Annotated in this window: 24 protein-coding genes and 1 pseudogene; 13 read left to right on the forward strand and 12 right to left on the reverse strand. The window is 40.2% G+C overall.

Annotation, left to right across the window (positions count from 1 at the left end):
- Window positions 1-90: 90 nt before the first annotated feature.
- Together ACSLGF_RS13660 and ACSLGF_RS13665 are read left to right on the forward strand one after the other, a co-directional pair.
- Window positions 91-1290: a globin domain-containing protein gene (locus ACSLGF_RS13660; protein WP_456006286.1), complete on the forward strand. Its 1200-nt coding sequence runs from the start codon at window positions 91-93 to the stop codon at window positions 1288-1290.
- Window positions 1291-1357: 67 nt separating this feature from the next.
- A complete protein-coding gene (locus ACSLGF_RS13665) occupies window positions 1358-2782 on the forward strand; it encodes a SpoVR family protein (protein WP_456006289.1) in 1425 nt (474 codons plus the stop codon).
- Between the two features lie 55 nt (window positions 2783-2837).
- Here ACSLGF_RS13665 and ACSLGF_RS13670 read toward each other — a convergent pair whose 3' ends face one another.
- Window positions 2838-4202, reverse strand: a complete 1365-nt coding sequence (locus ACSLGF_RS13670; protein ID WP_456006292.1) for an alkaline phosphatase — start codon at window positions 4200-4202, stop codon at window positions 2838-2840.
- A gap of 354 nt (window positions 4203-4556) precedes the next feature.
- Between ACSLGF_RS13670 and ACSLGF_RS13675 the strand changes: the two genes are divergently transcribed.
- Window positions 4557-5387 carry a LysM peptidoglycan-binding domain-containing protein gene (locus ACSLGF_RS13675; RefSeq protein ID WP_456006295.1) on the forward strand — a complete coding sequence of 277 codons (831 nt, stop codon included), beginning with the start codon at window positions 4557-4559 and terminating at the stop codon, window positions 5385-5387.
- 333 nt (window positions 5388-5720) lie between these two features.
- Window positions 5721-5831: pseudogene (locus ACSLGF_RS13680) on the forward strand (amino acid permease C-terminal domain-containing protein); the annotation flags it as partial.
- A gap of 70 nt (window positions 5832-5901) precedes the next feature.
- Here the strand turns inward: ACSLGF_RS13680 and ACSLGF_RS13685 are convergent.
- From ACSLGF_RS13685 to ACSLGF_RS13695, 3 genes are read right to left on the reverse strand one after another with little or no spacing between them, the layout of a single operon-like run.
- Window positions 5902-6192, reverse strand: coding sequence for a hypothetical protein (locus tag ACSLGF_RS13685; protein WP_024425288.1), 291 nt, complete (start codon window positions 6190-6192; stop codon window positions 5902-5904).
- Complete coding sequence (locus tag ACSLGF_RS13690; protein WP_456006298.1) at window positions 6180-7238, reverse strand: anti-sigma factor; 1059 nt, start codon at window positions 7236-7238, stop codon at window positions 6180-6182. The genes ACSLGF_RS13685 and ACSLGF_RS13690 overlap by 13 nt, the downstream gene beginning before the upstream one ends.
- Complete coding sequence (locus tag ACSLGF_RS13695) at window positions 7231-7722, reverse strand: sigma-70 family RNA polymerase sigma factor (RefSeq protein ID WP_024425287.1); 492 nt, start codon at window positions 7720-7722, stop codon at window positions 7231-7233. The genes ACSLGF_RS13690 and ACSLGF_RS13695 overlap by 8 nt, the downstream gene beginning before the upstream one ends.
- Window positions 7723-8108: 386 nt before the next feature.
- Here ACSLGF_RS13695 and ACSLGF_RS13700 point away from each other — a divergent pair, with 386 nt between their 5' ends.
- On the forward strand, window positions 8109-8711 hold the full coding sequence (locus tag ACSLGF_RS13700; protein ID WP_456006301.1) for a lysophospholipid acyltransferase family protein: 603 nt from the start codon (window positions 8109-8111) through the stop codon (window positions 8709-8711).
- Window positions 8712-8750: 39 nt separating this feature from the next.
- Here ACSLGF_RS13700 and ACSLGF_RS13705 read toward each other — a convergent pair whose 3' ends face one another.
- On the reverse strand, window positions 8751-10082 hold the full coding sequence (locus ACSLGF_RS13705; protein ID WP_456006304.1) for a hemolysin family protein: 1332 nt from the start codon (window positions 10080-10082) through the stop codon (window positions 8751-8753).
- Window positions 10083-10140: 58 nt separating this feature from the next.
- Window positions 10141-10581, reverse strand: a complete 441-nt coding sequence (locus ACSLGF_RS13710) for a MerR family transcriptional regulator (protein ID WP_456006307.1) — start codon at window positions 10579-10581, stop codon at window positions 10141-10143.
- A gap of 334 nt (window positions 10582-10915) precedes the next feature.
- Between ACSLGF_RS13710 and ACSLGF_RS13715 the strand changes: the two genes are divergently transcribed.
- Both ACSLGF_RS13715 and ACSLGF_RS13720 read left to right on the forward strand, forming a co-directional pair.
- Window positions 10916-12298, forward strand: a complete 1383-nt coding sequence (locus tag ACSLGF_RS13715; RefSeq protein ID WP_456006310.1) for a hemolysin family protein — start codon at window positions 10916-10918, stop codon at window positions 12296-12298.
- A gap of 88 nt (window positions 12299-12386) precedes the next feature.
- Window positions 12387-12779 (forward strand): transcriptional regulator, encoded by a 393-nt coding sequence (locus ACSLGF_RS13720; protein WP_456006313.1) that lies wholly within the window; start codon window positions 12387-12389, stop codon window positions 12777-12779.
- Here the strand turns inward: ACSLGF_RS13720 and crcB (ACSLGF_RS13725) are convergent.
- Genes crcB (ACSLGF_RS13725) through ACSLGF_RS13735 form a run of 3 tightly spaced genes read right to left on the reverse strand, consistent with a single transcriptional unit; the run spans window position 12776 to window position 14259 of the window.
- A complete protein-coding gene (gene crcB / locus ACSLGF_RS13725; protein ID WP_456006316.1) occupies window positions 12776-13141 on the reverse strand; it encodes a fluoride efflux transporter CrcB in 366 nt (121 codons plus the stop codon). The genes ACSLGF_RS13720 and crcB (ACSLGF_RS13725) overlap by 4 nt on opposite strands.
- Window positions 13142-13537: a fluoride efflux transporter CrcB gene (gene crcB / locus ACSLGF_RS13730; RefSeq protein ID WP_456006319.1), complete on the reverse strand. Its 396-nt coding sequence runs from the start codon at window positions 13535-13537 to the stop codon at window positions 13142-13144.
- Window positions 13538-13542: 5 nt separating this feature from the next.
- Window positions 13543-14259: a glycerophosphodiester phosphodiesterase gene (locus ACSLGF_RS13735; RefSeq protein WP_456006322.1), complete on the reverse strand. Its 717-nt coding sequence runs from the start codon at window positions 14257-14259 to the stop codon at window positions 13543-13545.
- A 307-nt stretch (window positions 14260-14566) separates the two neighbouring features.
- On the opposite strand from ACSLGF_RS13735, the gene ACSLGF_RS13740 reads away from it, so the two are divergent.
- The 3 genes from ACSLGF_RS13740 to ACSLGF_RS13750 all read left to right on the forward strand — a co-directional run bounded on the left by ACSLGF_RS13740 (window position 14567) and on the right by ACSLGF_RS13750 (window position 16682).
- Entirely contained in the window at window positions 14567-14668 is a 102-nt protein-coding gene (locus ACSLGF_RS13740; RefSeq protein WP_008359843.1) for a YhdX family protein, read from the forward strand.
- Between the two features lie 164 nt (window positions 14669-14832).
- Window positions 14833-15921 (forward strand): mechanosensitive ion channel family protein, encoded by a 1089-nt coding sequence (locus ACSLGF_RS13745; RefSeq protein WP_099728811.1) that lies wholly within the window; start codon window positions 14833-14835, stop codon window positions 15919-15921.
- 29 nt (window positions 15922-15950) lie between these two features.
- On the forward strand, window positions 15951-16682 hold the full coding sequence (locus tag ACSLGF_RS13750) for an NAD-dependent protein deacylase (RefSeq protein WP_370461123.1): 732 nt from the start codon (window positions 15951-15953) through the stop codon (window positions 16680-16682).
- Window positions 16683-16721: 39 nt separating this feature from the next.
- Here ACSLGF_RS13750 and ACSLGF_RS13755 read toward each other — a convergent pair whose 3' ends face one another.
- Window positions 16722-17576 carry a polysaccharide deacetylase family protein gene (locus ACSLGF_RS13755; RefSeq protein WP_099728809.1) on the reverse strand — a complete coding sequence of 285 codons (855 nt, stop codon included), beginning with the start codon at window positions 17574-17576 and terminating at the stop codon, window positions 16722-16724.
- Between the two features lie 296 nt (window positions 17577-17872).
- Between ACSLGF_RS13755 and dat the strand changes: the two genes are divergently transcribed.
- Entirely contained in the window at window positions 17873-18730 is an 858-nt protein-coding gene (gene dat / locus ACSLGF_RS13760; RefSeq protein WP_230030973.1) for a D-amino-acid transaminase, read from the forward strand.
- Window positions 18731-18776: 46 nt separating this feature from the next.
- Here dat and ACSLGF_RS13765 read toward each other — a convergent pair whose 3' ends face one another.
- On the reverse strand, window positions 18777-19283 hold the full coding sequence (locus ACSLGF_RS13765) for a universal stress protein (protein ID WP_456006326.1): 507 nt from the start codon (window positions 19281-19283) through the stop codon (window positions 18777-18779).
- Window positions 19284-19841: 558 nt separating this feature from the next.
- Here ACSLGF_RS13765 and ACSLGF_RS13770 point away from each other — a divergent pair.
- Window positions 19842-21599, forward strand: coding sequence for an ABC transporter ATP-binding protein (locus ACSLGF_RS13770; protein ID WP_456006329.1), 1758 nt, complete (start codon window positions 19842-19844; stop codon window positions 21597-21599).
- Complete coding sequence (locus tag ACSLGF_RS13775) at window positions 21596-23611, forward strand: ABC transporter ATP-binding protein (protein ID WP_456006332.1); 2016 nt, start codon at window positions 21596-21598, stop codon at window positions 23609-23611. The genes ACSLGF_RS13770 and ACSLGF_RS13775 overlap by 4 nt, the downstream gene beginning before the upstream one ends.
- A gap of 118 nt (window positions 23612-23729) precedes the next feature.
- Here the strand turns inward: ACSLGF_RS13775 and ACSLGF_RS13780 are convergent, their stop codons facing one another.
- Complete coding sequence (locus ACSLGF_RS13780; RefSeq protein WP_456006335.1) at window positions 23730-24347, reverse strand: NAD(P)-dependent oxidoreductase; 618 nt, start codon at window positions 24345-24347, stop codon at window positions 23730-23732.
- Window positions 24348-24723: the final 376 nt, after the last annotated feature.

The following is a 24723-nucleotide window of genomic DNA, read 5'->3' on the forward strand; positions in this document are numbered from 1 at the left end:
AAACATGTATTATAAATATTGCTTTTATAAGCTGTCATCTATTAAGATAAAGATGTATTTAAAATACATCTTTTGAAAGAAGGAATAACGATGTTATCCACAGATCAAATGAACGCTATTAAACAATCAGCCCCTCTACTAAAAGCCGAGGGAACAAAACTTGTGACTGTTTTTTATCAAAATATGATCAGGCAGCACCCAGAGCTTCTCAATCAGTTTAATAAAACGAACCTCATGAACGGAAGTCAGCCAGAAGCGCTTGCTGCGACACTATATCAAGCTGCACTGCATATCGATCGATTAGAACAATTGCTTCCTGCGGTGAAACAAATCGCCCATAAGCATGTCAGTGTCATGGTGAAAAAAGAGCAGTATCCAATCGTCGGGTATCACCTCATTAAAGCGATGAAAGAAGTGTTTGGATTAACTGAGCAGGATGACACATTATTAGCGTGGAAGGCCGCATATGACATCATTGCGAATATATTTATCACGATTGAAGCAGAAATGATGAATGAAAATGTGAAACAAAAAGGCGGATGGGCAGATGTCAAACCGTTTGTCATCAAGAAAAAGAAACAAGAATCTCCAGCGCTTATCTCTTTTTATTTAGTACCAGAAGATGAATCAGAGCTTCCAATGTATGAAGCGGGTCAATACATTACTGTGCAGGCAGATATGCCGGGTGAAGCCTATGTGTGCAGCAGACAATACAGCTTATCAGATCAATATCACCCGTCTTATTACCGCATCACAGTAAAGCGTGATGGTCATGTGTCCACATTCTTGCATGATGAAATGGAAGAAGGGGGCGTTCTTCAAGTGAGTATGCCGCAGGGAATGTTCTGCTTGCAAGAAGACACAAAAGAGCCCGCTTATTTCATCAGTGCCGGTTCCGGTGTCACACCAATGGTAGGCTTAGTGAAAACAGCAGCTCACAACAATCAGCCGTTTACGATGATTCATGCAGACCGATTAGAGGATGTAACCGCTTTTGAAAAAGAGTTTGAAAGCGTTCTGACTTCATCTTCTCATGGCCGCATCATCTTATGTAACGAGCAATTTGAACAGTCCGGAAAGAGCGAGCTGGTTGAGAAGGCGGCTTGCCGGATTGACCGTCCATTCCTTCAATCATTGATTGGAGAAGAGAAAGGCCAATTTTATCTATGTGGTTCTCCAGCATTTACACAGGAGGTGATCCATATCCTAAAAGAGATGGGAATTCCAGAACAGAATATACATTTCGAGGCATTCGGCGGGCAATCCATGAAAGAAAAGGAAGTTGTCTAAACGAATGGCGGAACATCATGTTTTTTTAGATACGCTCATATAGTAGGGATAAGTCCGATGAGGAGGGATGGTTTCCTTGAGCGTATCTGAAAAACGTCTTTTACAAAGAGCCATTGATGAAATGACAGAAATTGCAGAAGGATTTGGTCTAGATTTTTATCCGATGAGGTATGAAATCTGTCCCGCGGAAATTATTTATACGTTCGGTGCATACGGAATGCCAACACGATTTAGCCACTGGAGCTTTGGAAAGCAATTTCATAAAATGAAGCTTCATTATGATTTAGGGTTAAGCAAAATTTATGAACTGGTGATCAATTCAAATCCTTGCTACGCCTTTCTACTAGATAACAATACGCTTGTTCAAAATAAATTAATTGTGGCTCATGTACTGGCACACTGTGATTTCTTCAAAAATAATTGCCGTTTTCAAAACACAAAACGAGATATGGTAGAAAGCATGGCTGCGGCGGCAGAGCGAATCAAAGAGTATGAGCATATCCACGGAACAAAAGAAGTCGAATCCTTTTTAGATGCGGTATTGGCTCTGCAGGAGCATATTGATCCGTCTCTTGTTCGTTCAAAATTAAGCTGGAATATGGACGATGAAGAAGAATATGAAGAGGATAAACCAAAACGTCAAACACCGTATGATGATTTGTGGGGAATGGATGAGCCAAAGACGCGTGAGAAAAAGAAAACCGTCAAGCAATTTCCGCCAAATCCAGAAAAAGATATTTTGCTCTTTATTGAGGCACACTCCAGGGAGCTAGAGCCGTGGCAGCGGGATGTACTGACCATGCTTAGAGAGGAAATGCTCTATTTTTGGCCGCAGCTGGAAACAAAGATTATGAATGAAGGCTGGGCATCGTATTGGCATCAGCGGATTATGCGTGAGCTCGATTTAGATTCAAGTGAATCGATTGAGTTTGCGAAATTAAATGCAGGCGTGGTGCAGCCATCTAAGACGGGGATCAACCCTTACTATTTAGGGCTGAAGATATTTGAAGATATTGAAGAGCGTTATGACAACCCATGCGAAGAATTAAAAAAAGCAGGTGTGACAGAAGGGTCCGGCCGCAGCAAAATGTTTGAAGTACGGGAAATTGAATCGGATATTTCCTTTATTCGAAACTACTTAACAAAAGACCTTGTGATGAGAGAAGACTTGTACTTGTTTCAAAAGCAGGGGAGAGACTATAAAGTCATTGATAAAGAATGGAAGGCTGTTCGTGATCAGCTTGTGAGCATGAGGGTCAATGGCGGTTTTCCTTATTTGACCGTGATCGATGGCGACTATTTGAAAAACAATGAACTCTATATCAAACATTGGTACGAAGGCATTGAGCTCGACCTGAAATACTTAGAAAAAGTGCTCCCGTATTTGTATCAGCTGTGGGGAAGAAGTGTGCATATCGAGTCAGTTCTTGAAGGAAAAGAAGTGATGTTTTCATACGATGGAAAAGGGGTTCATAGGAAATATCTCGCATAAAAAAGATCAAAAAAAGATGTCTGCTCTAGGACATCTTTTTTTGTGTTTCACAAAGTTATTGGTTTTTAAGCAATTTGAAAATGTGCTTGGCTTGATCTGTATTTTCCATGAGACCTTTTAGCTGCTGGCTTGTTGGTCCATACGCATAAAATGGTACTTCATCACCGGTATGACCTGACGTTGTCCAGCCTGTATGTGATCTCGTGTTGATGACTTCTTCAATCGCATCATCAATCTGAACAGCATCTTTTGTTTCAGCTGCTTTTTGAATAGAAGCGAGTTCCTCTTTTGTGAAATCAAGTTTGATATATTGTTTGAGCGCAGACTCAACTGTCATGCCGCCTGCGATTTTGCTTGCAATAAAATCAGGTGTCTTTGTCGCTGCTTTTACAGGTTTGTAATCCCAGCTGCCGGAGCCGTCTGCCCCGAAGGAAAGTCCGCCAGTGGAATGATCCGCAGTCGTAATGACTAACGTATTTTTATCCTTTTTCGCGAAACGAATGGCTTCTTCAAATGCTTTTTCAAAATCCTTCACTTCACTCATGGCACTGACAATATCATGGTCATGTCCCGCCCAGTCAATTTGACTGCCTTCGACCATGAGGAAAAATCCTTTTTTGTTTTTAGACAGCTGTTTAATGGCTGAGGACGTCATATCTTGTAGAGAAGGGGTGTTTTTATCGCGATCAATGGCTTTATCGAGACCGCCATCAGCAAAAAGACCTAATACTTTTTGGTTTTTGTTTTTTTGCAAGGCTGCTTTGTTTGTGACATAATCATAACCTGCTTTTTTGAATTCCTTCGTCAGATCACGATCCTTGCGAACAAAATCGATAAGTCCTCCGCCAAGCATGACATCGACTGTATGCTGTTTCCCGATTTTCTCATCGAAGAAATCATCGGCAATGGCTGCTGTGTTTTTTCTAGACACATCGTGGGCGGCATATGCAGCAGGCGTAGCATTTGTTAATTCAGATGTCACGACAAGACCCGTAGACTTTCCTTTACGTTTTGCTTCTTCTAGAACTGTTTTTAATTTTTTGCCGTTTTTGTTTACGCTGATGGCATTGTTGTATGTCTTTTTACCAGTCGCCATGGCTGTAGCGGCCGCTGCTGAATCGGTGATGTTACTTTTAGAGTCGTCAGGGTATGTTTTTTGCATGCCAGTGAGGTAAGGGTCAAACGCTGTTTGCTTTGAAAGGTCTCCGTTGTGTTTAAATGAGCGGTAAGTTGAAAGATAAGGTGTTCCCATGCCATCTCCAATCAGCACGATCACATTTTGCACGTCATTTTTTACTTTCTTTTTAGCCTCAGCTTTGTCAGCCTGTCCAAATTCAATTCCTGAAAAAATGCCAATCGATAGCACAGATGCTGCTGCCACAGCGGCTATTTTCGTTTTCGAGCTTTTCAACACACTCATTCATTTTGCCTCCTCATTGTTTTATGTATCGCTCTTACGTTTACAATGGTAGAGCAGAAGTGTGGATTCCATTTTACAGCACGGTAAAGTTCGCTTTAAAATTGTAAAGGTCCACTTTACATAGAATAGACCAAAAAGAGAAATGAATGTATCATTTATCCATGACAAGATGCATTCATTTTTTCATGATTGTGTAATAAAAATGAAATAAAAAGGACCCTAAAAAAAATAAATTTTGCCGAATTAATAAGCATAATGTCGTAGGAAGTCAAGACTATTTCTTCTGGTATTTGATCCTTATAATAGAAAGTAGATAAAAATTCGGATCACGATAGATACATACAGGAGGAACAAATGAAAAAACAATTGATCACAGCTGCAAGTGCAGTTCTACTTGGGACGACATTATTTGCCGGAGCTGCCTCAGCACAATCAGTAAAGGTTCAAAAAGGTGACTCTCTTTCTGTTCTAGCGAAAAGATACAAAACAACCGTGAGCAAAATTAAATCAGACAATAAGCTGAAATCTGACATGATTTATGTTGGACAAACGTTAAAAGTAAATGGAACTTCCTCGAAAAAAACAACGAAAACATCAAAAACAACAACAAAAGTAAAAGCGGCTTCAGCGACAGCCACTCATAAAGTTGTCAAAGGTGATACACTATCTAAAATTGGCAAAAAGTATGGGATGACAGTGAAAGAGCTGAAATCATTAAATAAACTCAAAACAGACCTCATCAAAATTGGACAAAAGCTAAAGGTGAAAAAGACGTCTAAAGTGAAGACAACACCTGTCAAAGGAAAAACAGTCTCTACTTCTTCATTAAACACGTCTAAGCTCGTATCAGATGCTAAAGCACAGAACGGTACACCATATAAATGCGGTGGAACGACACCGAAAGGCTTTGATTGCAGCGGATTTATGTGGTATATCATTAACAAGCAAAAAAAGATTTCAAGACAAACAACAGAAGGTTTTTGGGGCTCGATGAAGAGCGTCTCAACACCGAAGGTTGGAGATTTTGTGTTCTTTACGACATATAAATCTGGTCCATCTCACATGGGTGTCTACATTGGGAACAACAAGTTTATCCATGCTGCTTCTGACGGTGTGACGATCAGTGATATGAATTCAAGCTATTGGAAGCCGATTTACCTTGGAGCGAAAACATTTGTTAACTAATCTATTCAAAGAGACTGCTCATGGAGCAGTCTCTCAGCGTGTAGACAAACCCTCGCATTCTTTGTCAGTCCTGCGTGCCGGTGCTCACGAATGTCACATTCGCTCCGGAACTCGTCCTTCCTAGACTGCAAAGGTTTTCTATCACGCTGAAAAGAAGACAAAGGGCTAAAATAAAGATCAATTTTAGCCCTTTGTCAACAGTCTCTTTTTTCATATATCATTTACGCAACAGGAGTGGACCTTTATCATAGTTCACTACCAGTCTAAAGGCTTTTAAATAACATGAATACGGACTCGTTAAGAAAAGGGGAGTCTTATTTTTATTCAATCATCATTTATAAGCTCGGCGCCATCACATTTGTTCGTTTCTTCATCTGGCTAGCTATCGGGTTGGCTGTGTATTTCTTATATTCAAGAAAGCACTTAGAATTAAATAAAAAATAAATGGATATACAGAAAAAGCCAGTGCTACTTGGTGCAGTCAAGTAGCACTGGCTTTTCATTTTGTGAGGCATTAAAAACCTAACTGAAGATCTACATCAATTGATACGATGGCATAGACGCAAACAATGACAAAGATATTCAGTACGACACCTAGGAAACCTGGGCCCGTACGGCCTTTTTTGATGAACAGTTCAATAATGCCAAATGGAACTGCGGCCATTGCAAAAGGAAGCATTTGAAAAGAATAAAATGTCACGTTGCTGATAATGGCGAGGTTCAGCATAAGCAGGGATAAAATAGCTGTGCCGACAGAAATCCAGCCAAATACATTATGCTCTTTAAAAATTCTTACCAATTCCATAATTCCACCTCGCTCACTTTTGCCGTTTTAATGCGTTTTGTCTTCACAAATTTCTCAATTTCTTTAGAAGGACCTGTGACAACAGAGCCATAAACCGTGACACCATTTTGATTGATATAGCGTATTCGGTTAGACAGGTCAAGTTCAGGTCTGCCGGAGATCATTTTTGCCCAGGTTGGATGCTGATTGACATAAGCAAGGGCATCTTTGAATTGATCTACCTCTGTTTTTGATGTGTGCTGAAGCTCTTTTAAAAATTCAGAGTCTTTCCCAGGAAAACCGATCGGGCGCTGATTCCCACTTAATGAATCCTCTGTTTTAATCGCATTCCAAAGCACTTTCATATCATATTTTTTAGCCAAGGAATAAACGTCCTTTGGTGTGTAAGCTTTATCATAGGATACATACACTTCACTCACTGTTCCTTCAGGAAGCTTGTCTAAAGTGGTGAGTGTTTGTTTTTTTGATGCATCTGCCTGCGTAGAAGGGTGGGTAAAGAAATCCTCCGTATTGCGTGCACTGTCACCATAATAAGAGATTGTAGGCTGTTTTAATTTATCGAAAAACATTTCAATTTGTTCACTGCCAATGGCTTCTGTTTTATTGCCAATTTGTTTTTGCAGCTTAAGCTCTGTGTTCATACCAAACAGCTTGACCTGTCCTTTTAAATCCTTCATATCAATGGCCACGTTTGGTTTTGTCAGAGCGACTGTCACAGCAGCTGTTTCCATGAAATGATTGCCTTTGCTCTCTGCTCCGCCAACTCCGTAGTATAGATAACTTCCCATTGTACAAAGTGGTAAAATAATGAGTGTAGATATGACAGCAAGTACGGAAATACGTAAGTATGACTTTCTTTTTCCGTATTGTAAAATGGCTTTTTGCTTTTCAGGACTGATGGAGAAGTCTGTCCAATCCGAGTCATTCAGCTCCTGACTTAAGCGCTTTTCATTTTCTTCAAGCTCTTCTTCAAACGCCATCATTTCTTCCTCATTCATCTCGCCATTATTATATTGTTCCCATCGCTTGTTAAACTCTTCATTCATCATTAACACCTCTGTTGTAAAGTGCTTTTAGGCGCTGCCTTGCACGAAATAAAACACTTTTAAAATTTGCTTCAGTAATATTCATGACCTTGGATGCTTCCTTGTAATTGAGTTCTTTTAAATAATACAATGTCAACGCTTCCTTGTAGTTATCTGGAAGCTGCTCCAAATACATGGTGAGAACTTCTTTTATTTCAACCTGTTCAGCAGGGCTTTGTACAGACGTTTGTAAAAGGCCGCCAATTAGATCATCCGATATGGTCACTTCTTTTTTATGTTTCCTGACATAATCAATAAAAGCATTTCGTGCCACCTGAAATAACCAAGGTTTCACTTTGCTATGGTCGTAGGAATGAATATGTATATAAGCACGCATAAAGGTTTCCTGCAATAAGTCTTCCGCCAAATGTTTGTCTTTTGTCATGGAGAGCAGAAACCTGTAAACATCGTTCATATACATTTGATAAATTTCATCGATCGTCACTGATTTTTCTCCCCTCTATGTTATACACGCATAAGAAAGGCATAAAGTTGCACGAAACTTCTCATAGGCCGTACATTACTCATCTCTTTCGCCGAATCAAAATCATTTCTCCTTATCATAGCGAAATTTGCATCATTTATAAAGCATTTTCAATAGAACAAATCAGGAAAAACCTTCGAAAAACGACAAAATTGGACACAATTCCTATTTTATTCTCTCCTAAAACCTCATGTCTGAATACAGAAGGAGCAAGGATTTCAAACGAAAAGCTGATTTTAGTGAACAGCTTTTATTTTAGCTGCAGCACAAAATTTTTAGTACCAGGTAATAAAAAATTTGTTATAATAGAAACAAATCCTTCATTCTTCAAACAAAGGAAGTGCACTATGTATAAATTTTCAGGCTATACCATCAAAGCATTTTTTGCTCTCCGAGGCGGAATCAAAGTATATCAAAAAGAAAATCTGCCAACGGATCGAGGTTTTGTCATTGCATGTACGCATGAGGGTTTTGTGGACGTTCTTGCACTAGGCGCAGGAATTCTTCCGTTTGAGATCCACTACATGGCGAAAAAAGAATTGTTTGCAAATAAATGGATCGGCGGATTTTTAAAAAGAATTCATGCCTTTCCAGTTGATCGAGAGAATCCTGGGCCAAGCAGTATTAAAACGCCCATTAAATTATTAAAAGAGGGAAAGATCGTTGGCATTTTTCCAAGTGGAACACGTACAACAGAAGATGTTCCTTTAAAAAGAGGGGCGGTCACCATTGCGCAGCTCGGTAAAGCGCCAATTGTTCCAGCGGCGTACAAAGGACCATCAAATGCGAAAAGCCTTTTCAAAAAGGGGAAAATGCGCTTAATCATCGGGGAACCGATTGAGCTGTCTGAATTCGATCATCTGCCGCCAAAAGAAAGATTAGGTGCTATGACCGAAGTATTAAATACAAAAATTAAAGAACTTGAAGCTCAATTAATGGAAAAGGGATAAAAAAACGACCACTTGCTTAGGGCAAGGGTCGTTTTTTTCTTACGAAGCGCCTTCTTCGGCTGCTTCTAATCGTTGTTCATTTAACTTTTTGACTTCGATGTATACCACGTGGTGTCCATCGACTTCATTAATGATAAATTCATAGCCTTGTTCACGAATGGAGTCATTTTTCTCTACTTCATACTTCTGCGTGAGGAACCAGCCGCCAATCGTGTCAACTTCTTCATTATCAAGTGTAATACCTAACAGTAGGTTGACTTGATCCACAAGGACTTTCCCATCAAAGATGTAATGGTCTTCTCCCAGCTTACGCACTTCGTTGATTTCATCAATATCGAATTCATCACGAATTTCACCGACGATTTCTTCAAGGATGTCTTCAACAGTAACAAGACCTGCTGTACCGCCATATTCATCTGATAAGATCGCCATGTGTACACGTTCACGCTGCATTTTTAGTAGTAAATCATGAACAGGAACCGTTTCAATCACATGAATAATCGGATTCACAAATTTTTCGATCGTATCACTTGTAGAACATTCACCGCTAATGCACGCAGTGAGAACCTCTTTAATATTTACAACACCGATCATGTTGTCTTTATCGCCATCTTCAATTGGATAACGTGTATATTTCTCTACCTTGGTGACCTTCAGCATTTCCTCAATGGTAATATCGTGCGAGAAGCTGACAACTTCGGTACGAGGAATCATAATTTCTTTCGCCAGACGATCATCAAATTCAAAAATTTTGTTCACATATTTGAATTCAGACTGGTTAATTTCGCCGCTCTTATAGCTTTCTGATAAAATAATCCGCAATTCTTCTTCAGAGTGCGCCATGTCATGCTCAGATACTTGCTGTAGACCAAACGCTTTCGTTAATAAACGAGCAGATCCATTTAATACCCAAATGAACGGGAACATCACCTTGTAAAAGATCATCAGCGGTCTAGCAAAAAGTAGGGATACTTGCTCAGCCTTTTGAATGGCGAGTGTTTTCGGTGCAAGCTCTCCAACCACAACGTGTAAAAACGTCATAATACTAAACGCAATAATAAAAGTGACAATGTGACTAGCTGATTGAGGAATTGACAGCTCTACAAAAAGTGGAGCAAGCATATGCGCAATCGTTTCTTCCCCTAACCAACCTATTCCAAGGGCGGTAATGGTAATACCAAGCTGACAGGCAGATAAGTACTCATCAAGGTGAGTCGTCACATGCTTGACAGCAACTGCTGTTTTATTACCTTCTGCGATTAATTGATCAATTCTTGAGCTTCTTAAGCGAATGATCGCAAACTCTGATGCAACGAAAAATGCGGTTAAAGCTATAAGTAAAGCAACTATGAGTAAATTAACTATGTCCAATTAAGGCCTTCGTTCTGACTTTGAGAACGAAGGTAACACCTCCTGTTTAGTAAAAATTTTAACTTAACAGCAGTAAAAATGATTGGACAGCCGTCATTTTTTCAGGTGTAAGCTGCTCTTTTAGTTTTTCACGTTGTTCTGGTTGAAGCTGCTTACAACGTGCCAAAATGCGGTCCATATGCTCATTCATCTGATCGATATCAGAGGTTAAATGGACAAGTTCATCATGATTCTCTTTTTGAGAAGGGAATTGTTCATCTAATCTGGATTTGATGTCAGAAAGAGCCAATCTCTGCTGTTTGCAAAGAACGATTAATTGTAATCGTTTTAAAGCATGTTCATCGTAATAACGATAATTTGAGCAAGATCTAACAGGCGCAAGCAATCCGAGATTTGTATAATAATCTACAGTTCGTTTCGTCACCTGTGCAATCTGTGCTAGTTCACCAATACGATACTTTTTCTCAGCCCCATCTGGACATCTCCTCCTAACCGTCACGTTATAGTTTATGAAAATAGTTTAATATAATTCTAGGCTGAAATACAAGTTAATTGTTCATATTTCCTGCCAATATGAAGAAACAGAGGGGGATTTCCCTCGGTCTAGGTTGTCCTGTCAAAATACATGACGATACAGGAATTTTCAGATTATTTATGGTAAAATAAAATGAATACCGTTTCATATATATGTAGAGAGGCGGATTTTACGTGAACCGGAGGTGGTTAAGTGGGACCCTCAAAGTAGTCTTATTTAATCAGTTAACCGTTTTGCAAAAGACAACATCATCAATCAGGAGGTGACTCCTTGTTCTTCTAAGAAAGAGCAAGGTTAAATGGACGATATTGTTAATCTGAGTATAGTCGGTGTTTTGATTGCTTTAACAGCTTTCTTTGTTGCATCTGAGTTTGCCATTGTGAAGGTGAGAAGTTCAAGAATTAATCAGCTTGTTGCCGAAGGGTCCAAAAAGGCCATCATGGCGAAAAAGGTGACATCAAGGCTAGATGAATATTTGTCAGCCTGTCAGCTCGGTATTACAGTGACATCACTCGGTTTAGGGTGGATCGGTAAGCCGGCAGTGAAAGAACTTTTGGTTCGAGGTTTCGGTTTGGCAAACATTCCTGATTCAGCAATCAGCCTGATCTCAGCAACACTTGCGTTCTCTATTATTACTTTTTTGCATGTAGTCGTAGGTGAGCTTGCTCCAAAAACGCTCGCCATTCAAAAGGCAGAAAAAATGACGCTTTGGCTGTCAGGCCCGCTGCATGCATTTTATATCCTCATGTTCCCTTTCATTTATGTGTTAAACGGATCAGCCCGAGTATTGACCAAAATGATGGGCATCGATATGGGCTCTGAAAAAGAACATTCCCATTCTGAAGAGGAATTGAAGATTTTATTATCTGAGAGCTTAAAAAATGGGGAAATCAACTCATCAGAATATAACTATATGAACAAAATTTTCGATTTCGATAATCGAATTGCCAGAGAGATCATGATACCCCGAAGAGAAATTTGCGCAATCCCAGAAGATATGCCATTAGATGATATACTGGCCATCATGACAAAGGAAAAGTATACACGCTTTCCAGTGTTTTCAGGGGATAAAGACCATGTCATTGGCATGTTGAACAAAAAGCAGCTCTTTGCAGATATTGTGTATCAGGAAGAAAAAGATCAACTGAAGATTCAAGATTATATATATCCTGTGATTGAAGTGATTGACACGATTCCAATTCAGGAGCTACTCGTCAAGATGCAGCGCGATAGAATGCATATGGCGGTCTTAACCGATGAATATGGCGGAACGTCTGGACTTGTTACAACGGAAGATATTTTAGAAGAGATTGTCGGAGACATTCGAGATGAATTCGATGAAGATGAGCAGCCGGTCATACAAAAAAGAGCCGAACATCATTATGTATTAGATGGCAAAGTGAGATTAGATGAAATTCAAGATTTGATCGAGCTTTCCTATCATGATGAAGAAATTGATACAATAGGCGGGTTAATCTTAAAAGAAAATATTGATATCCAAGAAGGACAGTCTATTTATCTTGAAGACATTCAGATAAAGGTGCTGGAAATGGATGGACGCTATATTAAAAAGATCGACCTGAAGAAAGGCGTCACGTCATCGGATAAAGGAAACACACGCACTGGGCTTGATATAAAAGAGCCGCTGTTAGTAAACGAAATGACCTTGAGCGAAAAATAAGCTCAAGGTTTTTTTAGGTATTTAGTCTCTTTTTAACAAACATACGTTCGTATATAATAAGAACAAACGTTCGTTAAGGGGGATGGACATGCTTTGGTATGAAACAGCAAGTATCACAGAGAAAAAAACCTCAATGAAACGAATTGAGTTTCATTTGAAGAATTTCAAAAATTATCAGGCAGCAATCTTAAATATTGAAAGGAAGCTTGAAAAAAGAAGTCCGCATCATCAGGATCACATGACACGAAAAAAGTTAGAAGAACAGAAAAACCAGTATGAATTAATCGTTGCTTGTATTGAAACAGCACTGAAAGAATTAGATGAAATAGAGCAGCAGCTCATCGACTACAAATATTTTCGAGATTGGCGCATGGCAAAATGCGCCCTCGAAATCGGCTATAGTGAAAAAACATTGTTTTTAATGAAACGCCAGCTTATGGATCAACTGCTGATCAGCTTAGCCGCCATCACGAATATTTAAAAAAGGTGTTGTCCTATTTGATAAAACGCAGCAAAGAGGCATAAAGACCCGATAATCGTTACAAATAAATAGACAGTGAGCTTTCCTATTTGATGCTGCATCAGCATGGTCGCAGACTCTACACTAAAAGTAGAGAATGTTGTAAAGCCGCCGAAAAAACCGGTTCCAATGATCACAAGGAGCGGATGATTGGATGTCACTGCGCCTGTCAGTAAACCTAAACCAGCTGCACCTAATAAATTGATCAGAAGAATACTGTACGGGAAACGGGCATGGGATTGGGTTTTCTGAATCATTTGACTGATGAAAAAACGAAAGGCACTGCCAATCCCTCCAGCCACAGCTGTATAAAGAACAATCATTTATCTGCTTCCTTTCTGCTGCTTATTTTGATGAAAGAGCCGCTGAGCGAACATAAGTCCAGCTAAAGCAGCGGCTACTCCGGCAATCACGGAGAGCAGGATGTACATCATGCTCAAATTGAACTGTCCAGCCTGTAATAGGAGAACAGTCTCTTTAGAAAAAGTGGACATTGTCGTAAACCCACCACAAAATCCTGTTCCGATCAAAGCAGCAAGATATTTTTTTCCCTTCTGAAATAGAAAGTATCCTGTCGCAAAACCAAGAAGCAGACTGCCCAAAATGTTTTCGATCATCGTTGCATAGGGGAATGTTTGGCTGACAACGGTTTGGCTTAGTTCATATCTGCAAAGTGTGCCAAGCAGTCCACCGATAAAAACGGCGAAATAAGTTTTCATGTACATCATTTCTCCTTTTGAAAAAATAGCGGGTGATCCGTCACCACTCCATCAATTGGGTATTTTTTTATTCGATCCGCTGTTTTTTGATCTTTTACTGTCCATATAAATACATCCATCCCGAATGAGTGAATGCGGTCTATCCACCATCTGTTGATCATCGTTTTCTTCATATTAAGACAATCCGCAAAGGAGCTGTACACCGCTAAATTCCTTTTTGTCATTTTGAAGATAGAAGGCTTGATGATAAAAGCAGTCCGAAGAGAAGGGGCGTCAGCTTTGATTCTTTGAAGTGCTGTTTCATCAAAAGATTGAACTATGATATGACGGGAATAGGTAAACCGGTTGATGATGTCGACAACTGTCTTTTCAATCCCAATCTGCCGTTTTGGATGCTTGATCTCAATCAGTATCCCGATGCGCTGGCTGTATCTTTCAAGAATTTCTTGTAATGTGGGGATTCGTTCGTTGGCGAACCGTTCATCAAACCAGCTTCCTGCATCCAGCTTCTTCAGCTGATCGAGTGTATAACTTTTCACTAAGCCGCTTCCGTCTGTCGTTCGATCAATGGTATCATCATGGATCACAGCTACGTGCTGATCCAATGTCAGCTGTACGTCTAACTCAATATAATCTGCACCCTGCTGAACTGCTAAATCAAACGCGGCGATTGTATTTTCTGGGGCAGCGCTTGATGACCCTCTATGTGCGATAATATACACATGCTCCAGCTCCCTGACATAAGTTCTGATCTTATCATATCAAATGCTTTGTCGGTTTTCCTTCTTTACGATATGGAGAGGAGGAGCGCTGTATGTCATGATGGAATGCATGTACTTAAGAATGCATGGTGTATCAATGTGAAAAGTTACAGGAATAGCCCAAGCTATGATTGAGTAAATCTGAATAACATCAATTTTTCTTCGATCAATTTTGTCCAAATCGTCAGCATTCGTCAAAATATTAGTGCTTTCGTCATGTTGACTGAAAATTCTGATGTTTTATAATGATGAAAAGGAGGCGAGATGATTGGGTAAAGGGAGAATTAGAGTTGAAGAACGTATTAAGGTCGAAACCGATGCTGAAATGTTTAAAGCGACTCTCCTTGATCAGGCTCAGAAGAAAAAGTAGTTTGCTGCCCGTCGTTATGTCTCAAGCCAAAATTTCATAATTGAACATCATGCCTCGGGATAGGTCCCGAGGCTTTTTATATTAAGGTCAGACATTTAAGAGAGGACACAAACGAAGGTTATATTATAAACTAGAGAGGATTGTTTTAAAGGAGAGAGACAGATATGTTTACACAAAAATGGATGGATACATATTTTACAGTAGATATTGCGATCCAAATTGGCATTAGCCTTTGTATTTTATTGCTTTTTTTATTGCTTCGGAAAGTATTTACGAAGTACTTATTTCACCTTCTCTTTAGGCTGACGAATCGGTCTAAAACCGAGGTGATTAATCAAATTGTTGTGGCATTCGAAAAACCTGCCAGACTGTTTTTTGTGGCACTTGGTTTATATTTTGCATTAAGACAGGCACCATATTTTGAGCATCATATGGATGTCATCATCAAATTTTATAGATCCTCTATTATATTGATGCTGACATGGGGGCTTTGTAACTTAACCGCTGCGTCTTCATTCTTATTTCAAAAGGTGAATTCGAAGTTTGAATTAGAAATGGATGATATTTTAGCACCTTTTTTATCAAAGGTTCTTCGTTTCATTATTATTGCATTAAGTATTAGTGTCATTGCACAAGAATTTAATTATGATGTGAACGGGCTTGTGGCAGGACTTGGTCTAGGTGGACTAGCCTTTGCGCTCGCTGCGCAGGATACAGTGGCGAACTTTTTTGGAGGGATTGTCATTATTACAGAGAAGCCTTTTACGATGGGCGATTTTGTAGAGACACCAAGTGTACTTGGGACTGTAGAGGACATTACGTTTCGAAGCACAAAATTTAGAACACCTGCTGAAGCGGTGGTGACAGTGCCGAATTCCACCCTTTCAAAGGAGCCAATCACAAACTGGACGAGAATGAATAAACGTCAGATTACGTTCTCCGTTCGTGTGTCCTACAATACACCAAAGGAAAACATTGATAAGTGTATCAAACGCCTTAAACAAATGCTTCATGAGCATGATGGGGTTCATAAGGAAACGATCATGGTGAATCTCGATGTACTGGCAGACAGCTATTTGAGCTTATTTTTCAACTTTTACACGAACACGACGGCTTGGGCTGAAAACCTCGATATGAAGCAAGACATTAACTATCGCATCATTGATATTTTCCATCAAGAAGGTGTAGAATTTGCTTTCCCTGGACAGACCATTTATATGAAACAAAAGGGTGAGAAACAGCTGGGGGAATAAAGGAGGAATTGTGAGTGGATCAAACAAAGGTGGCAGCGCTAAAAGAGAGATTAACGCAGGCCTCACATATTACAGTCCTTTCAGGAGCTGGTATGAGCACAGAGTCGGGTATTCCTGATTTTAGATCAACAGGTGGCTTGTGGACAGAAGATACCACTCGCATGGAGGCGATGAGCCGGTCCTATTTTTTATCACACCCTCATCAATTCTGGCCGAAATTTAAGGAATTGTTTCAGATGAAAATGAGTGGAGAGTATGAACCAAATGATGGACATGATTTCTTAGCCAACCTTGAGAAACAAGGAAAGCACGTGGATATTTTTACCCAAAATATTGACGGCCTGCATAAAAGGGCGGGAAGCCAGCATGTCTATGAACTGCATGGTTCCATTCAAACAGCCACTTGTCCATCTTGCCGGACGACATATGAACTGCCTTATTTATTAAAAGAAGAGGTACCGGTTTGTCAAAGGGTCTCCTCAGGCGGCCGCACGTGTGGACGTGTGCTCAAAACAGATGTCGTCCTTTTTGGAGATATGGTGAAGCATTTTGATCAAGTGGAGAGATCGCTTCAGCAAACGGACATGCTGCTGGTTATGGGAACTTCCCTAGAAGTGGCGCCAGCACGATATATTCCAGAAGATGCAGCCCATCATCCTTCCATCTTCAAGGTGATGATGAATTTGAGTGAAACAGAATACGATTCGCTTTTTGATCTTGTCTTTCATGAACGGATTGGCGATCTCGTGAAAGCTCTATAAATCATCAAAAAACCCGCATCCAAAAGGTGCGGGTTTTCTTTATTGCTGCAGCGGCTTCATTGTTTCATCAAGGACTTCAAATGTATAGCCCTTTGCTTTTAGCTGTGTGATCAAACTATTTAAGTATTTTGCGGTAGCTGGCTGATCATGCATTAATATGATTTTTGGTTCTTTCGGGTGTTTTGTCTCTAGCACTTGCAGCTGATTCAATACCTCTGGTACATATTTTGAGCTTTTATATTTCCAGTCAAGGCTATCAATTGTCCAATCCCAGTATATAAAGCCTTTTTGTTTTAAACGTGCTTTTTGCTGATCTGTTAAATTGGGGGAACTGCCATAAGGTGTTCTCACAAGATGTGTATACTCACCTGTGACAGAAGCCAAAATGCGCTGATCTTCTTTCATCTCGTTTACTGGAGAATCACTTTTTTGATAAAAGCGTTTCACATCATGCGTGATGCCATGAAGCCCTAATTGATGACCTTCTTGATGAAGCCTTTTAACAGCTGCTGGGTGTTCTTTGATCTGGGGCCCAAGCATAAAGAATGTAGCCTTCACTTGATGCGCTTTTAGCACATCTAACAGCTGATTTGATGTAGCAGTAGGACCATCATCAAAGGTTAAAAAGATCGTTTGATCCGTTACATGTTTGTTTGGATTGATCTTAAAATGTGCATCTAGTGTTTTCGGAGAATCATCTTTTGCTTTCAGACTTGTGCTTGTGTCTCGGAATTGACTGCTCGCAGACATTTCAGCCGGCTGGTCTGCTGCCTGCATATTGGTTTTAGACATATCCCAAATGAAAAAGAGGATCAGTGATAGAATCACTAAACCAATCGCCTTTGAGAGCAGCATCGTGTTTGAAGGTGTCTGTTTTTTCGTAACCCGTTGCATTACAATCGCTCCAATAAATCAAAAATTTGTGTCGAATCATGTAGTGGATTCTGTCTTTTTCCGCTGTTTTTTGTCGTGCTCATATGGAGTAAGTATACAGGAAAAAAGAGCCTATGAATATAGAAGATGCTAAAAAATTGGAATCTTTTTGGTTATGAATCTATATTTGTTACAATAGGAGGTTATCGATTTATGTTCGTATGAAATAATTCTGATTAATCATTGAAACGTTTACATTTATCCGCTAAGATAGCATCAGACTCAACCATTAAAGCAAAGCGAAGGGGAGATTCCATATGAAAATATTGTACAATGGAGATTTCATTGAAAAAAAAGATGCACATGTTGATATTGAGGACAGAGGGTATCAATTTGGCGACGGAGTCTATGAGGTCATCCGTGTATACAATGGTACTTTGTTTACATTAAAAGAGCATACAGAGCGTTTGTTCAAGAGTGCAAAAGAAATCGGCATTCATCTGCAAGGTACAGTATCAGATATGGAAGAAAAACTAAAACAGTTAGTCGCTCACAATCAATTAACAGATGGCGGTGTGTATATTCAAGTCACTCGGGGTGTCGCACCTCGTAAACATCAATATGGTGATTCTCTCACTCCTCAAATCACGGCATATACGTTCCATGTGAAAAAACCTGTTCAAGAGCAGGCAGCTGGTGCAAAGGCCTTATTATCTGAGGATCTTCGCTGGTTAAGGTGTGATATTAAAAGTTTAAACCTGTTATATAACGTCATGGAGAAGCAGAAAGCGTCTGAAGCCGGTGCGTTTGAAGCGATTCTCATCAGAGACGGTTTTGTGACCGAGGGAACCTCCTCGAATGTATATGCCGTCATTGATGGCGTAATTCGTACTCACCCAGCAAACAATCTCATTTTAAACGGCATTACCCGTAGAAAGCTGCTTGAGATATGTGAGGAAGAAGGATGCAGTGTCGAAGAAACCCGTATAAGCAAAGAAGAGCTACTGCGCGCGCAGGAAATTTTCATCAGTTCGACGACTGCTGAAGTCATTCCAATTGTTGAGATAGATGGTCAGCGAGTAGGGGAAGGCGTTCCAGGAGAGATCACGAAGCGTGTACAGGAAGGTTTCCAGAAAAAAATTAAACATGAAAGTGAAGCATCCATTTCTTCATAAAGAAAAAGGCTGTAAACCAACGTTTACAGCCTTTTGTGATACAAATTTATTTCACAATAAGCACAGGTATATCTGATTTTGATGATAACTTTTCGCTCACACTGCCAAATAGCATTTTTTTCAATCTGCTTTGGTCACGTGCTCCCATGACGATGAGGTCTGCTGATATCTCTTCAGCATATTCGATAATCGCTTCTGCGGGCTCCCCCTCAACAATTTCAATAGCAGCTTCAAACTGCTTCTCATTTAAAAGCATCTTCGCTTCCGCAACGACCTCTTCTGTATGGTCTTCAAAAATCAAGGGACTTTGCTGTTCGTCATGAGGTACATACACAGGGGGTGTTTGAAGGTCTGCCATGCCGCCCCCGATATAAGCCCCGCCAGTCATTGGGCGTGGTGCATCAAACACCTGTCCGCTTGATTTGCCATCATGTGCATAGGCAACGGTCAGCTTGGCATGCAAGGTTTTGGATAAAGCGATTGCCTTCTTTAATGCTTTCTTACTGTCTTCATGTCCATCAAACGCAACGACCATCCGATCAGCTTGAAACAATGTCCTCATTCCTTTCAAAAGGAGTCTTTACACTCATGGTATACCCGTTATCATAAAAAGATACACATGAAGGCAATTGTATTTTTGTTAGAAAATTTCATTTATTGAAAAATATTTATTGACAAAATGGTGACAGCCACTATAAGATAAAAAAAGATTTAAGAGCCAAAAGGAGGAAATGTCATGTGCAACAGTGGAAGAATGAAATCAAACTGCATGAATGGGTTGATTCACGTGACAAATACACCTTCATTGGTCATTGAAAAGGAACCATTATGTTCCAATTGATCGGATGAATCAAGGCGTATGTTGCGTATTTGTCAACATGCGCCTTTTTATCATGTATAAAAGAGGCGTACCAGTCAGCTGGTTGCCTCTTTTTTTGTTGTATTCATTTCGTATCCCGAAATAAAGAAATGCATATCAACAATTAAATGAAGAGGAGTGAAAGCATGTGAACATGCCAAAAGCAAGACAAATGACAAAAGCTCAAAAAACGAAACAAGGTGACAGCCAGGAAAATATAGAAAGCGGCTAGCTTTAAAAGGAGAGACGAACATGTTTTCAGTATTTGCAAAATTAGGCTGGTTCTTTAAACAAGAGTGGAGGCGATATACGATCGCCATTACGCTGCTGCTCATTGTGAATGTGCTTGAAATGCTGCCGCCAAGGTATCTTGGGCAGGCAGTTGATGACATTCGTTCTGGTCAATTTACCACATCCAGTATTGTGTTTTATGTGACTATTTTTTGTTTACTTGGTGTCTTAGTCTATACGCTGACATATTTTTGGATGTATCAGTTATTTGGCGGCGCGAATGTCATGGAGCGTGTGATGCGCGGAAAATTAATGCGCCACTTACTTAAGATGACACCAACCTTTTATGAAAAGAAAAAAACCGGCAACTTAATGGCCTTAGGTACAAACGATTTGAATGCTGTTGCCTTAACGACGGGCTTTGGTGTTCTGACATTGGTTGATTCCACTGCTTATATGCTGATGATCTTTTTTACGATGGGGCTGACGATTAGCTGGAAATTAACCTTAATGGCGATTATCCCCATGCCGCTGATGGCGATCTTGATTGCGTTTTATGGCAGCAAGATTCATGCGCGCTTTACAGTCGCTCAAGATGCATTTGGTGATATGAACGATCGTGTACTGGAATCAGTGGCCGGCGTTCGGGTCATCCGGTCTTTTGTACAGGAGAAACAAGATGTCGAACGCTTTCGCCAAATGACAGATGATGTGTTCCAAAAAAACATGCGAGTGGCGATCATTGATTCATTGTTTGAGCCGACAGTGAAATTGCTTGTGGGCATCAGTTACTTAATCGGAATTGGCTATGGAGCATATCTTGTGTTTCAAAGTGATTTAACGATTGGTGAACTTGTTGCATTTAACGTCTATCTTGGGATGATGATCTGGCCAATGTTTGCGATCGGTGAGTTAATTAATATCATGCAAAGAGGAAATGCGTCGTTAGATCGGTTGAATCATACCCTCAGCTACAAGCCGGATGTAACAGACACAGCTCAGCCAAAAACATTACAAGAGCCTGGCGATATTCAATTTGATCATGTGACGTTCAAATATCCAACTTCGTCTAAAGATAATTTAGTCGATGTGTCCTTTACTGTGCGAAAAGGGCAAACGATTGGCATTACAGGGAAAACAGGAAGCGGCAAGACAACAATTGTGAAACAGCTCCTGCGGCAGTACCCGCCAGGTGATGGACAAATACGCTTATCAGGTGTTCCGATCCAAGACATTGAATTGGATCAGCTATTTCAATGGATCGGTTATGTACCTCAGGATCATATCCTTTTCTCAAAAAGTGTAGAAGAGAATATGCGCTTTGGTCATATGGAAGCGAAACAATATGAATTAGCACAAGCCATCAAAGACGCTTACTTTGAAAAGGATTTACGCCTGTTGCCAGAAGGCTTGGAAACCATGGTTGGGGAAAAAGGCGTGGCGCTGTCAGGCGGTCAAAAGCAGCGAATTTCCATCGCACGTGCTTTATTAATTGATCCCGACATTTTGATTTTGGATGACTCTCTATCTGCGGTTGATGCGAAAACAGAAACCGCTATTTTAGAAAATTTAAGGCAAAACCGTCATGGAAAAACGACGTTTATTACGACACATCGTCTATCAGCTGTTGAGCATGCGGATCTCATTCTTGTCATGGAAGAGGGACGCATCGTCCAAAAGGGAACTCACCAAGAGCTCATTCAGCAAGATGGATGGTACAAAGAACAATTTCTGCGTCAGCAGCTGACAAATCAGCTGGAAGGAGGGGATGAGGCATGACAACAGGAAGAAGACTCCTTGCCTATGCACTCCTATATAAGAAAGTACTGTCTATTGCCTTGATCTTTCTGATCATTGCCGTTGGTGCTGAGCTGACAGGACCATTTATTGGGAAGAAAATGATTGATGATCATATTTTAGGTGTCGAAAAACCGTATGTCGAGGTAAACGAAAAAACAGATGAAACGGTTTATTACCAAGGAAATAACTATATACGAAGCGATCGATTAAAGAATGAAAATGAAGCCGGAAAACAAATCAATGTGGTGCAAGTCGGATTCGGTTACTACTTTGTGAATGAGCCGATTCGTTTTGATGGAAACCGGACGATATCGGGAAATCAGCTTGCCATTGAAAATGGGAACGAGCGCAAAACCTATGATGTACAGCGTTTATCAAAAGAGGAAATTTTCGCTTTTTATCAGCCTGAAATCAGTGGTTTGATACAGCTTGTTCTATTTTATCTAGGGCTGCTCGTCATTGCGATCTTCTTTCAGTATGGGCAGCATTATTTGCTCCAGCGGATTGCAAATCGTATTATCCAAAAAATGAGGGTAGACATATTTGAGCATATTCAAACGTTGCCCATTCAGTATTTTGATAATTTACCGGCTGGAAAAGTAGTAGCACGGATCACGAATGACACGGAAACCATCCGTGATTTATATGTAACTGTCCTCGCTAATTTCGTGACCAGTGCCATTTACATGATTGGAATTTATATCGCCATGTTTTTATTAAATGTGAAGCTGGCACTCATTTGTTTGGTCGCTGTCCCGATTATTTTCCTATGGTCGATGACTTACCGGAAATTTGCATCAGTATACAATCACCGTATTCGTTCTATTATCAGTGAAATCAATGCGAAACTAAATGAAGCGATTCAAGGGATGACGATTATTCAAGCGTTTCGCCATGAAAAAGCGACGAAAGAAGAATTCGATGAGCTGAATAACAATCACTTTGGATATCAGCGAAAAATGCTTCATTTAAATTCACTCCTTTCACATAACTTGGTGAACCTGCTGCGTAATTTAGCGTATGTTGCGCTCATTTGGTACTTTGGCGGCGCGTCATTAAGTGCGTCTGGCATTGTGTCCATTGGCGTACTCTATGCATTTGTCGATTATTTAAATCGATTGTTCCAGCCGATTACAGGCATTGTGAACCAATTTTCTAGATTGGAATTAGCAAGGGTTTCATCGGAAAGGGTCTTCCGATTATTAGAAGAGCCAGGAACAAAAGTGGAAGAACCTGATCAGAAGAAAATGGAGGGGTACGTTCAGTTTCAAGATGTTACCTTCGCTTATAATGAAGGGAATAACGTACTAAAGAACATTACGTTTGAAGCCAAAAAGGGCCAAACAGTTGCACTTGTGGGGCATACAGGTTCAGGAAAAAGCTCGATCATGAACTTGCTGCTGCGTTTTTATGACATCCAGCAGGGAGATATTCTCATTGATGGAGAAAGTATTTATCATCAGTCGCGCCAAACTTTGCGTAAACAAATGGGCATTGTTCTGCAAGATCCGTATTTATTTTCTGGAACGATTGCATCCAATGTCAGCTTAGGGAATGAAGACATCAAAAGAGAAATCATTGAATCCTCATTAAAGCAAGTAGGCGCAGCAGAGTTATTGAGGCACCTTCCACAAGGCTTTGATGAACCAGTGGTTGAAAAGGGAAGTACCCTCTCTTCAGGGGAACGTCAGTTGATTTCATTTGCCCGCGCACTGGCATACGATCCAGCGATCTTAATTTTAGATGAAGCAACCGCCAACATCGATACAGAAACAGAAGCCATCATTCAGCGGGCGCTTGATGTAGTCAAAGAAGGACGAACCACCTTTGTTATTGCTCACCGATTATCCACCATTAAGAAAGCCGATATGATTTTGGTGTTAGAAAAAGGTGAAATTGTCGAGCGAGGCAGCCATGAACAACTCATGGAGCAAGGTGGGCTGTATGCGCAAATGTACGAACTGCAAAAAGGTGCTCTTGCAAGCAGCTAAAATGAATAGCCGAAGGAAGTAGAAAAAGAGCCTCTTTCATGCGAAAGGGGCTCTTTTGATTCGAGGATTCATTTCATTACCTCGACTTTTTACCGGTTGTATATGGTGGGCTACATGATCAATAAGCGATGCCGACTCGCTGATGCATAAATTCCTTCGAATTTAACTGTTGATATAAAAAGTGGGCGGTATCTTCAACTGAAATTTTCTTTCCGTCTATAGGAAGAAAATCTTTTTCATAGCGATATGACCGTGTCACTTCTCCATCTGGTAAATAGGTTGGACAAATAATGGTCCAATCTAGTTCAGTCGATTGAAGGATTTCATACGCCTTGGCATGCTCTTTAGCTGCTCGGGAAGTGGTTCGCCTTGATTCACTTGTTTCAAAGCGGTAAAGCTCCGGCTGCTGCCTTGCTTTTAAGATCCCCGCCGTGCCAATCGTAATAATTCTTGATGTATTTGTTTGCTTCATGGCTTGTACGATATGCTCCATTGAAACAGATAATGTATCATCACCATCTGTTGATAGACAGCTCACAACAATATCTGATCCTTTGATCGTCTCAAGCACATCTTCTTGATTTCTTGAATTGCCGGTGACTTGAAACATACCCGCAAGCATTCCTTCCCGGTTTGTCCGAATCAATGAACGAACCAAGTAACGATCATCTACTTGAACGAAACGAAGAAATGCTTGTCCTACACGTCCATGAGCACCGAAAAGAGCTATTTTCATCTGTTCGATCCCTCCACTACATACTATAAGTGAAAAGAACCCAAAATGGTACAATTTTTATGTGATGCTTTTTTTATAAAGGTGAAAGGACCGAATACTATGAGCATATTCACATAATAGAGAGATACCTACAAATTGTAGAAGTTCAAAGTTCATACCGGAAATAATGTCCATGAAGATCCGCTCCTTTCTACTACATGATATGAGCTGGAAAGGGGATTGGTGAGGGATAAAAGCAAAAAAAGAAGACACCATAAGAGGTGCCCAGGCTGTCGAGAAAATCTCGACAGCTTTATTTTTCCCTTAAAATTTACATCTCCTCATTTTATAATAGAGAAAAGCCGACTAAAGGAAGGTGTTTTTCTCATGTTCCACA

The organism is Bacillus sp. A015, assembly GCF_053851875.1.

Bases quoted from the DNA above. Each gene is read 5' to 3' on its own strand.
- ACSLGF_RS13755 (WP_099728809.1), bottom strand. From the start codon at position 17,576: ATGCAACGGGTTACGAAAAAACAGACACCTTCAAACACGATGCTGCTC.
- ACSLGF_RS13745 (WP_099728811.1), top strand. From the start codon at position 14,833: ATGTTTACACAAAAATGGATGGATACATATTTTACAGTAGATATTGCG.
- ACSLGF_RS13665 (WP_456006289.1), top strand. From the start codon at position 1,358: ATGGTTTCCTTGAGCGTATCTGAAAAACGTCTTTTACAAAGAGCCATT.
- ACSLGF_RS13780 (WP_456006335.1), bottom strand. From the start codon at position 24,347: ATGAAAATAGCTCTTTTCGGTGCTCATGGACGTGTAGGACAAGCATTT.
- ACSLGF_RS13690 (WP_456006298.1), bottom strand. From the start codon at position 7,238: ATGAATGAAGAGTTTAACAAGCGATGGGAACAATATAATAATGGCGAG.
- ACSLGF_RS13775 (WP_456006332.1), top strand. From the start codon at position 21,596: ATGACAACAGGAAGAAGACTCCTTGCCTATGCACTCCTATATAAGAAA.
- ACSLGF_RS13715 (WP_456006310.1), top strand. From the start codon at position 10,916: ATGGACGATATTGTTAATCTGAGTATAGTCGGTGTTTTGATTGCTTTA.
- ACSLGF_RS13670 (WP_456006292.1), bottom strand. From the start codon at position 4,202: ATGAGTGTGTTGAAAAGCTCGAAAACGAAAATAGCCGCTGTGGCAGCA.
- ACSLGF_RS13770 (WP_456006329.1), top strand. From the start codon at position 19,842: ATGTTTTCAGTATTTGCAAAATTAGGCTGGTTCTTTAAACAAGAGTGG.
- ACSLGF_RS13685 (WP_024425288.1), bottom strand. From the start codon at position 6,192: ATGGAATTGGTAAGAATTTTTAAAGAGCATAATGTATTTGGCTGGATT.
- dat (WP_230030973.1), top strand. From the start codon at position 17,873: ATGAAAATATTGTACAATGGAGATTTCATTGAAAAAAAAGATGCACAT.
- ACSLGF_RS13660 (WP_456006286.1), top strand. From the start codon at position 91: ATGTTATCCACAGATCAAATGAACGCTATTAAACAATCAGCCCCTCTA.
- ACSLGF_RS13675 (WP_456006295.1), top strand. From the start codon at position 4,557: ATGAAAAAACAATTGATCACAGCTGCAAGTGCAGTTCTACTTGGGACG.
- ACSLGF_RS13720 (WP_456006313.1), top strand. From the start codon at position 12,387: ATGCTTTGGTATGAAACAGCAAGTATCACAGAGAAAAAAACCTCAATG.
- ACSLGF_RS13700 (WP_456006301.1), top strand. From the start codon at position 8,109: ATGTATAAATTTTCAGGCTATACCATCAAAGCATTTTTTGCTCTCCGA.
- crcB (WP_456006316.1), bottom strand. From the start codon at position 13,141: ATGATTGTTCTTTATACAGCTGTGGCTGGAGGGATTGGCAGTGCCTTT.
- crcB (WP_456006319.1), bottom strand. From the start codon at position 13,537: ATGAAAACTTATTTCGCCGTTTTTATCGGTGGACTGCTTGGCACACTT.